The following is a 13044-nucleotide window of genomic DNA, read 5'->3' on the forward strand; positions in this document are numbered from 1 at the left end:
GTTCCCTGACTTTGCCAATACTTTGCTATTGGGATCTGATTCACACTCACTTATCCTGCAAGTCTTGATAAGTCGTTTGATAAAGCAATAAACATAAGCGCTGCCAATAGCAATAATCCTAGATAGGCTCCTGCAGATTTTAAACCATCGGATAAGGGCTTACGTCGGATCGTTTCAAGTAGATAATAAAACAAATGTCCCCCATCGAGCATGGGAATGGGCAATAAATTTAATGCTCCTAAGCTGATGCTCACTAAAGCCAGGAAAAATAAGTAGGAGGCTAATCCACTTCGTCCAGAATCCCCTGCCCCCTGAGCAATCCCTACTGGACCACTTATATTATTTAATCCAAGCTTGCCAGTAACCAACCTCCCCATCAAAGTAAATGTGGTACCGGTCAATTGTACTGTTTGTTTTAATGCAGTACCTACGGCTGTTAAAGGATCTTGTCGTTCCAAACGCAACCAATGTGCAGGCCATTGGACTTTTTGGGATCGTACACCTAAAAATCCTTCAATTTTATCTTTATTTTTTTGGCTTCCTGTGTGGACAATTACTTTATGTATATGGCCTTTCCTATTTACAGATAAAGTTAACTGTTTGTCTGGGCGTGTCTGAACGTAATCAACTAAAAATAACCAGTCGTTAAACGGTTTACCATCGACGCTCAATATCTTATCGCCATTTTCTAATCCTGCTTTTGCTGCCGGAGAATTAGGAACAACCTCTCCCACTATTGGAGGGATTGAAGGAATAAAGGGTTCAATACCTAGGCTTTGCAGAGCATCTGGTTTTTTACTATCTATTTTCCAATTAGTTAAAGGCAAAGAAACTGTATGAATATGCCCATCAACCAAAGACTTCAATGTTAATTGTATTGTTTCCTGAGAACCAACAAGAGGCATGATCGCATATTGAAAATCACGCCAGCTGTTTATTTTTGTATCATTCAGCGCGATGATTTCTTCCTTCGCTTTTAATCCTGCTTGTCCCGCAATACTATTAGGTTTTACTGATTCAATCATCGGTGCCAAAGATTGCATTCCGATAACCAATACCCACCATAAAGCGACAAACGCAAAAAGAAAATTAAAAAACGGACCTGCAAGAACAATTGCAGCTCGTTTCCAAATAGATTGATTATTAAATGCTAAATGTCGCTCGTTCTCCGGAACTTCTCCCTCGGATTCATCTAACATTTTGACATAGCCACCAAGAGGAAATAAGGACCAGGCATATTCGGTTCCTTTCTTATCACACCAACGAGCCAAAATGGGGCCAAAACCAAAAGAAAAACGTAGTACTTTAACGCCGCACCAACGCGCCACTTGAAAATGGCCATACTCATGTACTGTAACTAATAAGACTAAGGCCAAAAGAAAATACAGCAATGTTGAAAGCATAGTGCTATCCCAAATGAAGTAATACTCGAGAATTATTCTCCCAGAATTCTCCGGCCCTAGAATAAAGTGCTTTTACTAGCACATTCGCGAAAAAAACGTCCTGTTTTATCGATTTATAAGCTCGGAATGGTTTGAATAACCCATATTAAGTAGTTACAAAGTTAGTCCGAAATAAAATAAAGGTAAAGCTGCAATTAAACTGTCCAAACGGTCTAAAATACCCCCATGACCAGGTATAATAGCGCCTGTGTCCTTTAAATGACAACGACGCTTTAATATACTGATGAATAAATCACCAAAGATCGCAATAATTATAGTACATAAGGCTAAAATGAACCAATGAACACCGGCAACTGGATGAAAATAACTATAGCCAGCCCAGGCAATTAACATCGACATAACAACGCCACCAACAACCCCCTCCCAAGACTTTCCAGGGCTAACTTGAGGAATTAACTTATGTTTCCCCATAAGTTTTCCGCTAAGATAAGCGCCTGTATCTGAAACCCAGATTAAAAATAACAAATAAACCAGGAATGCTTTACCATTCGCTAAAGAATATAAATGAATAAGACTTTGAGCGAATAAAGGGAGGAGTATTAAACATACAGCTGCGACAATGCCAGGGTATCCCCAGTATTTCTGTGATCCTGGAAAACTAAGAATGGCAAGAATATTCAATGCCCAAATAATTAATCCAGCATATAACCAATAGGAAAAAAAATAACCACAAGCCCATAAACACACCAGCATCAATACCATAAATCCAACTTTCAACTGCCAATTCTCTAAAGGGATCAGTTGAAAACACTCTCTTGCTGCAGCAAGAAAAATTACCAAAACGATACTCAACAAAAGCCATTGATTACCATAAAAAATAAGCGATAAAACCAAAGGTACTAAAATGAGGGTTGTAATCAAACGTTGTAAGAACATCTCTTGGTCCTTAAAGTTAGGATCTGTTTACATTTCTATCAATGTAATTAGTCTCTAGAGTTATTAGGAAATTTGCCCAAATCTTCTTTTTCTTTTATTAAAGGCAGCCAAGGCCAATTCAAATTCATGCTCACCAAAATCTGGCCAATGTATTTCAGTAAAATAAAGCTCTGTATAGGCAAGCTGCCAAAGGAAAAAATTACTAATTCGTAACTCACCGCTGGTACGAATAAATAAATCCGGATCAGGTAATCCTACTGTGTCTAAATACTGAGCAAAACAGGTTTCATTTATATCATCAACGTTCAATTCACCATTTAAAACCGCTTTGGTTATTTTTTTTGCGGCATTTACCAAATCCCACTTACCACCATAATTAACAACCACATTAAGAATTAATTGTTCATTTTTTGCGGTCAAAAATTCTGCTTCCCGCATTTGTTTTTGCAATACTGGTGAAAGTAAATCTCGGTCCCCAGTAAATCGTAAGTGAATCCCGTGTTGATCCAATTCAGGAAGTTCCTTTCTTAATGACTCGAGAAACAATTCCATTAAAAAATTAACTTCTTCAACAGGCCGAGACCAATTTTCTGAACTAAAAGCAAATAAACTAAGACAAGGAATACCTTTAGTCATACAACAACGAATCATTTTCTTTACTGATTCAACACCCGCTTTATGACCTTCTATACGCGGTAACCCTCGACTTTCAGCCCAACGACCGTTTCCATCCATAATAATGGCAACATGCTGAGGAATTTTTTGTTCCAAAACTACTCTTCCCAATCTAATAAATGGTGCATAGTCTAACCTCTTTAATACAAAAATGTCACTACTGATAGGAGGAACGATCGAAGTAAAGAGGTACTAAATTTTCCATGGCCTTAACATTGTATAGGACTTGGTTCATCCTATTTCGATCAAGCATTCCTTAATCTAGACAAGAAGCTAATCGTGACATTTCAGTCAAATGTTTCTCGATGTTTTACGAGGGTTATCTGTTTTACTTTAAGCTTGGTGAAAAAAATCCACTCTGGAGGTGTTTTATTTCTTCAAGAAACATGACAGAAGTCGAGAGAATGGATTACGAAATATTTATTAAGTAAGGTATAATTCGTCCATAAAATTTGGATTGCGTCCTGGAGGACTTCATGCAAAAAAAAGCAACCTTGTTGCTCATGATCTTAGATGGCTGGGGGTATAACGAAAATAATAAATATAATGCGATTGCCCAAGCCAACACACCACAATGGGACGAATGGTGGAAAAATTGCCCTCATATTCTTGTGCAAGCATCCGGATTTGCAGTAGGTTTACCTGATGCGCAAATGGGCAATTCCGAAGTTGGACACATGCATATTGGCGCAGGCAGAGTGATACAACAAGATTTCACACGAATCAATGAGAGTATAAATCATGGAGAGTTCGCCAAAAATCCTGTTTTTCACGAGGTAATTCCAACATTACAAAAAACCGGGAAATCATTGCATCTTATGGGATTATTTTCTCCAGGGGGAGTCCACAGCCATGAACACCATCTGTTTGCCTTGCTCGACTTATGTGCCCAGCTAAAATTTACTTCCGTTTATTTACATTTATTTTTAGATGGACGAGATACGCCCCCCCAAAGTGCATTACAAAGTTTAGAGCGCCTCAAAACAAAGTTAAAAATACATCCGGTAGCTCGAATATGCTCGATTAGTGGACGCTACTATGCGATGGACAGAGACAACCGCTGGGAAAGGTTAGAGCCCGTCTATACTTTATTAACTCAAGGCAACAGCGAACATCATTTTGAGGATGCAGAAACAGCAATAAAGTCTTATTATCAACAAAATCTTTCGGATGAGTTCATCCCCCCTACTCTTATTGGAGAGAAAAAAGTAATTGAAGATGGTGATACCGTCTTATTTTTTAATTTCCGTGCCGACAGAGCTCGACAATTAACCACCGCTTTTATTGATCCAACGTTTAAAAAATTTAATCGAGCAGTGCAACCCCAATTATCCTATTTTGTCAGTATGACTCAATACGATAAAAATTTACCAACCACCCAAGTCTTTCCTCCTATTCCTTTAAATAATACTTTAGGAGAAGTGCTTTCGGCTCATGGCCTAAGTCAATTACGCATTGCAGAAACGGAAAAATATGCTCACGTAACTTTTTTCTTTAACGGTGGAAATGAGAATATTTTTACTAATGAAGAACGGATTTTAATTCCCTCTCCTCAAGTCGCTACCTATGACTTGCAACCTGAAATGAGCGCCCCTCAATTGACAGATCGTTTGGTAGAGGCAATTAATAGCCAGGATTATGATGTGATTATTTGCAACTACGCCAATGCGGACATGGTAGGTCATAGCGGAGATTTTAATGCCACAATTCGTGCAATCGAATGTCTTGATCAATGCATGAGTAAAGTTTGGCAGGCACTAGCTAGGCAAGGAGGAAAATTACTCATTACGGCTGATCATGGCAATGCCGAGGAAATGTTTGACGAAACAACACATCAAGCACATACAGCTCATACGAGTGATCCAGTCCCATTAGTATACGTGGGAGGTAATTGGCATTTTACTCAAAGTGAAGGAAACTTGATTGATATCGCCCCAACTATTTTGGGCTTGCTAGGTATTACTCCCCCGGCAGAAATGACAGGTCATCAATTGTTAGAAAAAAATACTCATGAATAAACGGAATAACAAAATTTCTTTTAATTTATGTCTCGCGGATGTAAAAAAGTACTGCTTACACAACCCAAAACCAATCGCACAAAAATTAAAAGGCAATCAATCTCTTTGGCAACAGGGTTTTGAGAATGAGATTAGAACAGACACCCATAATGATAGGGACATCATATCAATGAAGAACTATTCTCAAGAAATAGGCCACACGAGTTCTTTTTCGGAACATAGAACAACTTATTTTACTGGATTATTCTTTAGTATATTGCTTTGCTTCGGGGGATATGCCAAATCCGCATCAACTGTAGTTCAAACACAAAATAAATTAAAACAATTAGATGCACAAATAAACAGTCTTCAAAAGACATTGAACTCAGCGCACGATAAACAAGGTCTTTTAAATAAGGAATTGTCTGAAACCGAAAAGCAAATTGGTGCAGGGATTCATAAATTACGCTCGATCCAAGAGGATATAAAAAATAAAGAAAATAAAATCGCCGACCTACAAGAACAAGTAAATCAATTAAATCAACAGCTAATTACTCAACAGCAATTATTAGCCAAACATGTACGTGCCCGTTACCAAATGGGGGAATACCAACCACTTAAATTGCTTCTGAATCAGGATGATCCCAATAGAGTCAGTCGAACATTAACTTATTATCAATACATCGTTAAATCACGGCAACAACTTATCGAGAAAATTGATAAAACACGCGCGAGTCTTAGTGAGAGTAAAGAACAACTCAGAACAGAGCTTATAGCCAATAAACAATTAAAAACAGAACTTACTCAACATCAGGAGGAGCTACAACAAAATAAAAGTTATCATACGGCTTTAATTAAATCATTAAATAATGAAATTCAAGATAAACAAAACACTTTACGGGAGGTACGAAGAAATAAAGAAAATTTGGCACGTTTACTCAAATCATTAGCCACCCAGCAAAGTATTACCCCTGCAAGCACACCTTTTAATCAGATGCGCAAAAAATTGCCGCTACCAATCCACAGCCAGAGCCACTCTCTGCGAAAAATGAACCAAGGAGTGACATTTTTTGCCGAAGAAGGCGCTGTAGTCACTGCTGTTTACCCAGGTAAAGTAGTGTTCAGTGACTGGCTTAAAGGCTATGGTTTACTTCTTATCATTGATCACGGACAAGGCTTTATGACCTTGTATGCTCATAACCAATCTCTATTCAAAAGCAAGGGCCAGTATGTACGTCAAAATGAACAAATAGCGAGTGTTGGTCATAGCGGCGGAATTAAACAAAACGGTCTATACTTTGAAATAAGACTAAGGGGAAAAGCTATTCCACCACTTAACTGGTTGTCTTAGGTTAACCCTGGCACCTTAATTGCATTTCAATAATTATAATAAAAGAAGATGGCTTATTTTGTGGCCTTGCATCTGAGGAGATCGCTATGTTGATAAGAAAACTATATCCATGCACGCTTGCGATAGTATACGCGTTTACTCTTATGTTGCCTCTCACAAGCTTTGCAGAGGATGAGGCTAATACAGATACGTCTACAACCTCAAGCTCTACGAATAAAGCGGTTCCTTTAGAAGATGTTCAACGTTTTTCCAATGCTATTGGTGAAATTAAAAAATATTATGTCAAACCTGTCAAGGATAAAGAACTCTTTGATAATGCCATTCGCGGTATGCTCAGTGGACTTGATCCTCACTCCAGTTACCTAGATGAAGAAGAGTTTAAAGACCTCCAAACATCCACCAGTGGTGAATTTGGTGGTTTAGGTTTGGAAGTTACTATGGAAGATGGAGTGGTTAAAGTAGTTACTCCTCTCGTTGATACGCCAGCCTTTAAAGCAGGAATCAAATCTGGTGACTACATTATTAAATTGGGAAAAGAATCCGTTCAGGGTCTTTCACTTAAAGATGCAGTCAACCTAATGCGTGGTAAAGCTGGAAGCACTATTCAGTTGACTATATTACGCAAAGGGGTTAATAAAGCGCTTACTTTTGATTTAATCCGAGAAATTATCCTCATTAAAAGTGTACAAAGCAAAATAATTGCCCCCGGATATGGTTATATTCGTTTAACCCAATTCCAAGCATTAACTGGGAAAGATATGTTGCTTGCTATCGAAAGGCTAAAACAACAATCTGGTGGAAATTTAAAAGGTTTAATTCTGGATTTACGTAACAACCCAGGAGGACTTCTTGATTCAGCAATACAAGTCTCTGATGCATTCCTTGGTAAAGATAAATCAGGCAAACCAGAAACAATTGTCTCTACTAAAGGGCGTTTACCTGGTTCAGATTTTACCGCTCTCTCCAAAGGAGTAGATGTCTTACACAATGCACCAATGGTTGTATTAATCAATAATGGCTCTGCATCTGCAGCTGAAATTGTAGCTGGCGCACTAAAAGATAATAAACGAGCTGTTGTTCTTGGCACAACAAGTTTTGGTAAAGGCTCCGTACAAACTGTATTGCCTCTAGATGAAAAAACAGGGATCAAGCTAACTACCGCTTTGTACTACACTCCATCAGGAACTTCAATTCAAGCTCAAGGAATTGTACCTGATATAGTAGTCAATGAAGTAGAAATTCCTAAAGCGGCTGCGAAACCTGTTGATCCTACAGGATATAGTGAAGCTAATCTTAATAAACACTTAATCAACAAAAATAATCAAGAAACTACAGCTAAGAATTTCAAAGCCCAAATGGATGAGCTCATGCATAATGATTATCAACTTTATGCTGCTTTGACGGTTTTGGAGGGTATGGCTTTAGCTAATAGATAATGGGACTCTGGTAAAAAAAAGGAGCCACTCAGGCTCCTTTTCTCTTATATCTGCAACCTAGAAGAAACAGTCTGACGCCCGATACAATCTTTCAAATTTACTCCGCGCCAGTTGAAATGCCACCTTAAAATTAGGCAATAAGCGTCTTCTTCTGATAAGAAATACCATTTTTGTCTAAGTTAAATACTCCCATGACTCCGGTTCCTGGCTTAATAGCTAACAGATGTGTTGCGATTGCTTGGCTAGAAAAATCCGAATGGGTTTTCATCGCAAGCAATGCACTATTATGAATTAAATGGAATACATCAAAAGCATAGCCAGCTTCACTGATAGGATGGCTAAGATATTCTTGTTTAAATTGTGCGATAAATTCAGGTTTCATTGATTTGGTTAAAACAGCGGCTTGCTTATGATTAGGACTTTGGGCTTGAAAATTATTTTTTCCATCTGTAACCTCAGAACTCTCAGTGAGACAAAAATGAATGAGTTTATTTTTTTTCGCCAAAGGTGCAACTAAAGCGCCACTCTCTGTTCCTTCAGTCATAATTACATTGATGTGATGTGCATCAATAAATTTTTGCAATGTTTTTGCTGCATTGGCATTATTTGTCATTTTATCCAGTGTATAAAACTCATAATTAATCTCGGAGGACTTTAATTGGTCTCGTGCAATTTCCATTGCTCCTAACATATTTCTACCAATAAAAGCAGATTTCTCAGAAAAAGGGGCATAAATACCCACATTAATTGTCATTTTAGGTTTAGCTGTAGAATTACTTAGATCAGATGTGGCGTTACAAAAACTCGCAGTCATTAGCGACAGAAAGAAAGTCCCTAATACAGTATAAAATTTTGATAAAAAATGTCTCATATTCATCATCCTAATTGATTAGACTTTATAGGGTGCAGCCCCTTAGAACAGCAAAATCATTTTGCTATGAATAGATCCTAAATACAATGGTTGGGATTTAATAATAATTGTGCGATAATCCCTCAAAACTGACATATTTTCGAATACAATGAACTATATTAAATCAATCCTTCTTCTTGCTGGTCTATTTTTTTCCTCTTTTACACAAGCAAATATTCAATTCTATTTCGACCAAATAAAACATGATCCTAATGCCTTATATGCATTTTTTAAAAGTATGCCCAAGGGTGGGGAGTTACATTATCACTTAGCGGGAGGTGCTTACCCCGAAGTCATGCTGCAACTGGCAGCCAAAGATAGCTATTGCTTAAATACAACCAATTGGAATGTGAGTAAAACTTCCTCCGCCTGTAATGGAATTGATACTAAGGATCTACTTAATCATCCAGAACTATATGCAAAAACAGTAAAAAGTTGGTCTATGAAAGACTTTGTTCCTGGTAAGGAATCAGGACACGATCATTTTTTCAACTCCTTCTACAAGTTCATCCCTATAGTTGCAGATCACCAGCCTGAGTTAGTGGCAGCAGTATTGCAAACCGCAGCACAACAAAATGAACAATATATGGAATTAATGATTTTGCCTGATAACGCCCATTCAAGCAGTTTTGGCGATATGCTTAAAGACACTACTTCGTTTAATCAAAAACGAAAACGTTTATTAGAAAATCAGGATTTTCAAAATAATATTAATTACACGGTAGTCGAATCGAATCGAATTCTGCAACAAACACGTCAAGAGTTGGACTGTGAAAGAAATCCAGGAAAAAAAGCCTGCCAAATAAAAGTTAAATTTTTATATTACTCCCTCAGAGAGCAATCTCTAGATAATCTTTTTGCACAAACACTGAATGCCTTTGAAGCCGTAACTCAATCTATAAAAAGCAACGGTGCGCTTGTTGGCGTTAATTTAGTCCAACCTGAAGACGGTATTATTTCATTGCGCGATTTCCGCAAACAAATGCAGATCTACCAATATCTTCACGAGCTCTACCCTCAAGTCAATATCGCCCTACACGCCGGCGAGCTAAATCAGGAACTAGTCGCCCCGGATGATTTGGATTCTCACATCCATGATTCTCTCTTTACTGGTCAGGCGCAAAGAATTGGGCATGGGGTGGATATCGCTCATGAAAATAATGTACAAAAAACCTTAGGTTTCATGGCGAAACATCATAAGGCGGTAGAAATTAATCTCATCAGCAATTTAAAAATATTAAAGATTTCTGGTCGTAATCATCCTTTGAATTTTTATCTTCAAAATCATGTTCCTGTTGTTTTATCTACTGATGATGAGGGTATATTGCGGACCAATTTAACACAGCAATATGTTGAAGCCGTATTAAAACATGATCTGAATTATCAAACCTTAAAACAAATCAATAGAAATGCTCTAACCTACGCATTTGTCTCTGGAGAGAGCATTTGGTCTGATGCAGATAAAGGGTTATTGGTTCACGATTGCCTAGATTTAGATAGTGAACGCTGTAAACAGTTTATAAAAGGCAATGAGAAGGCGCAATTGCAGTGGGATTTAGAGAAGAAACTACGCGCATTTGAAACTAAGTTTTAATATTTAAATTTTAACTAAGATGTTTTCAAATTCATCCTGCATGTGTGTACCGCGGCGTGTTCGCGGTTTTCCATTAAATTCGACGACGCCAATTCCAAATGCAATCCCATCTCTTACCAAAAGCTCTGAATCTTCTCAAAACATTACAGGTTAGAGATTATTTATGAATAAAGAAATGGATTAGCGACTAGATACCGCGAACAAGCCGCGGTACCTTAGTAATAATGGATGGTTTAAGCCCCGTACAAGCTTTGTGGCCTAGCTTGGATAACCGGGAACAATTAATCTTTAAACGGACCGCGTAAAATAATAGTCGAGTCTCGTTCTGGGCCTGTTGATAATATATCAATAGGAACTTTAAGAAGCGTTTCTATGCGATTCAAATAAGCAAGAGCATTGGCAGGTAAATCACTGATATTTGTGATATCAGCAGTAGACTCTTCCCAACCAGGCATTTCTTCATAAACTGGTTCTAAACCCTGAAAATCAGCCGCAGCTTGGGGGGGACGAGAAATTAAATTACCGTGTTCGTCTTTATATGCAACCGCTATACGGAGGACCTCTAAATTATCAAGAACATCCAGCTTAGTGATACACAAGCCCGTAATACTATTCAACTCGATTGAATGCTTTAACAAAACCGCATCAAACCAACCGCAGCGTCTAGGTCTCCCTGTTACCGCCCCAAACTCTTGGCCACGCTCAGCGATTCGTTTACCTACGTCGTCGAAAAGCTCTGTCGGGAAGGGTCCACCACCTACACGGGTAGTATAAGCTTTAGTAATTCCTAAAACATAGTCAATGTATTTCGGCCCAAACCCTGCACCATTAATTACGGAACCCACACAAGTGTTTGAAGAAGTGACAAATGGATAAGTTCCATGGTCAATATCTAGATAGACTCCTTGGGCGCCTTCAAATAAAATATTATCGTCATTTTCTCTATGTTCATGTAAACAAGCCGAGACATCACATACCATAGGACGTAATTCTTTCGCCCATTGCAAAGCAGAATCTAATATAGGCTGCATCGCTACAGCAGGCTGTTTGAAATATTGAGTCAAAATAAAATTGTAGTAATCTAAAAGTTCGGCCAATTTTTTTTCAAATCGGTCAGGATGAAATAAATCACTAACCTTTAGAGCGCGACGAGCTACCTTGTCTTCATACGCTGGGCCTATACCACGACCAGTGGTACCAATCGCGGCGCTCCCCATATGAGCTTCACGTGCTTTATCCATAGCCACATGACATGGGAGAATTAGAGGACAAGCCAGGCTAATGCGCAGGCGAGAACGAACATCAACTCCACTGTGTTCGAGTTCTTTAATTTCACTCAAAAGTGCATCAGGCGAAAGAACCACTCCATTTGCAATGTAACACATTACATTGGGTCGCAACATTCCGGAGGGAATGAGACGTAGAATCGTTTTCACCCCATTAATTTTTAAGGTATGGCCGGCATTATGACCGCCTTGATAACGAACAACAACCTGCGCATCTTGAGTTAATAAATCGACAATTTTACCTTTGCCTTCATCGCCCCACTGCGTTCCTAAAACAACAACGTTTTTACCCATGATCTACTCTTAATTTGCAAAATGCTATTCGCCGCTCTAAATTGAGAACACTTGAACTCAATTTCAACAAAATTGTGTAACTAAACCTCCCGGTCTAGTCCCTTGGAGGCATTCTAAATAAAAAACATTCTGAAAAGTTCATCGTGTTTTTTCCAGAATTTTCATTCAATCTGTACTTATATGTGGATGTTCTCCACAATTTTTGCTTTAGAGTGAATAGTTACCAAAACTCAACATTATAGTTACTTTTTAGCCGGTACACCATCATTTTTTGGTATGGCTTCCTTAAAATAATCGAAAAATGCGCTACTTTGATCCAAGACTAAAATATCCCTTTTACTTTTGAAACTCCCTTCATATGCAAGTAAACTGCGATATAAAGAGAAAAAGTCTTTATTTTGATTGTATGCATCCGCATAGATTGATGCCGCTTGTGCCTGTCCAATAGCCCTTATTTTCTGCGCATTACTGCGAGTTTTTGCCAATAAAACCATGACATTAGCATCGGCTTTAGCTTTAATTTCCTCAGCAGCTGCTTGCCCATCAGCACGATGCCTATTTGCAATTTTTTGCATATCAGCACGCATGCGTTGATAAATTGCATTGCTCGTATTGGCAGGTAACTCTATCCCTTTAATGCGAACATCGACCACGATCATGCCCAACCCGCCTGCTTGCTTTTGAGCCGCTTTACGCAATAATTCCATCAAATCGTCACGGCCACCGGATACCACTTCAGGAATGGTGCGTTTCCCAAACTGAGCGCGTAATAAGGTGTTTAATTGTTGTTCCAATAAAGTTTCCGCTTTAAATTCACTGCCACCGGTTGACCTAAAGTATTGCGCTAAATCAGTAATTTGCCATTTAACATAATAATCAACCATTACATCCTTTTTTTCCTTAGTGACAATGCGTGTTGACTTGATATCCATAGTTTGAATACGAGTATCAAAAATGCGTACATTTTCGATAAATGGTATTTTAAAATGCAATCCAGGATTTAATACTTTAACTTTATTAGTCAACTTATCATCGACCAGACGACCTAGACGCAAAAGAATACCCTGTTGTCCTTCCGTAATGGTAAATACACTAGTCAATAAAAATAAAAAAAATACGAAAATCAGGATGCCAAGAGTTCTAGCAGCAGTAGTTTTCATTG

General features: G+C 38.3%; 10 protein-coding genes. 4 read left to right on the plus strand and 6 right to left on the minus strand.

The annotated features are described in order from the left end of the window. Positions 1 to 50 precede the first annotated feature (50 nt). From rseP to ACWTE2_RS15265, 3 genes are all read right to left on the minus strand, one after another. Positions 51 to 1403 carry an RIP metalloprotease RseP gene (gene rseP, locus ACWTE2_RS15255; RefSeq protein WP_454786026.1) on the minus strand — a complete coding sequence of 451 codons (1353 nt, stop codon included), beginning with the start codon at positions 1401 to 1403 and terminating at the stop codon, positions 51 to 53. Between the two features lie 153 nt (positions 1404 to 1556). After that, positions 1557 to 2339, minus strand: coding sequence for a phosphatidate cytidylyltransferase (locus tag ACWTE2_RS15260; RefSeq protein WP_182391453.1), 783 nt, complete (start codon positions 2337 to 2339; stop codon positions 1557 to 1559). A gap of 63 nt (positions 2340 to 2402) precedes the next feature. Next, complete coding sequence (locus ACWTE2_RS15265; protein ID WP_182391454.1) at positions 2403 to 3110, minus strand: isoprenyl transferase; 708 nt, start codon at positions 3108 to 3110, stop codon at positions 2403 to 2405. A gap of 380 nt (positions 3111 to 3490) precedes the next feature. On the opposite strand from ACWTE2_RS15265, the gene gpmI reads away from it, so the two are divergent. The 3 genes from gpmI to ACWTE2_RS15280 all read left to right on the plus strand — a co-directional run bounded on the left by gpmI (position 3491) and on the right by ACWTE2_RS15280 (position 7798). Next, on the plus strand, positions 3491 to 5032 hold the full coding sequence (gene gpmI, locus ACWTE2_RS15270; protein ID WP_182391455.1) for a 2,3-bisphosphoglycerate-independent phosphoglycerate mutase: 1542 nt from the start codon (positions 3491 to 3493) through the stop codon (positions 5030 to 5032). Positions 5033 to 5201: 169 nt separating this feature from the next. Beyond that, positions 5202 to 6362, plus strand: a complete 1161-nt coding sequence (locus tag ACWTE2_RS15275; RefSeq protein WP_454786158.1) for a murein hydrolase activator EnvC family protein — start codon at positions 5202 to 5204, stop codon at positions 6360 to 6362. Positions 6363 to 6448: 86 nt separating this feature from the next. After that, on the plus strand, positions 6449 to 7798 hold the full coding sequence (locus tag ACWTE2_RS15280; protein ID WP_454786027.1) for a S41 family peptidase: 1350 nt from the start codon (positions 6449 to 6451) through the stop codon (positions 7796 to 7798). Positions 7799 to 7928: 130 nt separating this feature from the next. Here the strand turns inward: ACWTE2_RS15280 and ACWTE2_RS15285 are convergent, their stop codons facing one another. Next, positions 7929 to 8669 (minus strand): type 1 periplasmic-binding domain-containing protein, encoded by a 741-nt coding sequence (locus ACWTE2_RS15285; RefSeq protein ID WP_454786028.1) that lies wholly within the window; start codon positions 8667 to 8669, stop codon positions 7929 to 7931. Positions 8670 to 8817: 148 nt separating this feature from the next. Between ACWTE2_RS15285 and ACWTE2_RS15290 the strand changes: the two genes are divergently transcribed. After that, complete coding sequence (locus tag ACWTE2_RS15290) at positions 8818 to 10302, plus strand: adenosine deaminase family protein (RefSeq protein ID WP_454786029.1); 1485 nt, start codon at positions 8818 to 8820, stop codon at positions 10300 to 10302. Between the two features lie 281 nt (positions 10303 to 10583). Here ACWTE2_RS15290 and ACWTE2_RS15295 read toward each other — a convergent pair whose 3' ends face one another. Together ACWTE2_RS15295 and hflC are read right to left on the minus strand one after the other, a co-directional pair. Continuing rightward, on the minus strand, positions 10584 to 11882 hold the full coding sequence (locus ACWTE2_RS15295; RefSeq protein WP_454786030.1) for an adenylosuccinate synthase: 1299 nt from the start codon (positions 11880 to 11882) through the stop codon (positions 10584 to 10586). 242 nt (positions 11883 to 12124) lie between these two features. After that, positions 12125 to 13042, minus strand: a complete 918-nt coding sequence (gene hflC / locus ACWTE2_RS15300) for a protease modulator HflC (protein WP_454786031.1) — start codon at positions 13040 to 13042, stop codon at positions 12125 to 12127. Between the last annotated feature and the right edge of the window lie 2 nt (positions 13043 to 13044).

It is taken from the genome of Legionella nigrisilvae (assembly GCF_977063395.2).

What these genes read in the sequence shown, in the direction of transcription:
- rseP (WP_454786026.1), bottom strand. Translation starts at nt 1,403, where the DNA reads ATGCTTTCAACATTGCTGTATTTTCTTTTGGCCTTAGTCTTATTAGTT.
- ACWTE2_RS15285 (WP_454786028.1), bottom strand. Translation starts at nt 8,669, where the DNA reads ATGAGACATTTTTTATCAAAATTTTATACTGTATTAGGGACTTTCTTT.
- ACWTE2_RS15275 (WP_454786158.1), top strand. Translation starts at nt 5,202, where the DNA reads ATGAAGAACTATTCTCAAGAAATAGGCCACACGAGTTCTTTTTCGGAA.
- gpmI (WP_182391455.1), top strand. Translation starts at nt 3,491, where the DNA reads ATGCAAAAAAAAGCAACCTTGTTGCTCATGATCTTAGATGGCTGGGGG.
- ACWTE2_RS15260 (WP_182391453.1), bottom strand. Translation starts at nt 2,339, where the DNA reads ATGTTCTTACAACGTTTGATTACAACCCTCATTTTAGTACCTTTGGTT.
- hflC (WP_454786031.1), bottom strand. Translation starts at nt 13,042, where the DNA reads ATGAAAACTACTGCTGCTAGAACTCTTGGCATCCTGATTTTCGTATTT.
- ACWTE2_RS15290 (WP_454786029.1), top strand. Translation starts at nt 8,818, where the DNA reads ATGAACTATATTAAATCAATCCTTCTTCTTGCTGGTCTATTTTTTTCC.
- ACWTE2_RS15295 (WP_454786030.1), bottom strand. Translation starts at nt 11,882, where the DNA reads ATGGGTAAAAACGTTGTTGTTTTAGGAACGCAGTGGGGCGATGAAGGC.
- ACWTE2_RS15280 (WP_454786027.1), top strand. Translation starts at nt 6,449, where the DNA reads ATGTTGATAAGAAAACTATATCCATGCACGCTTGCGATAGTATACGCG.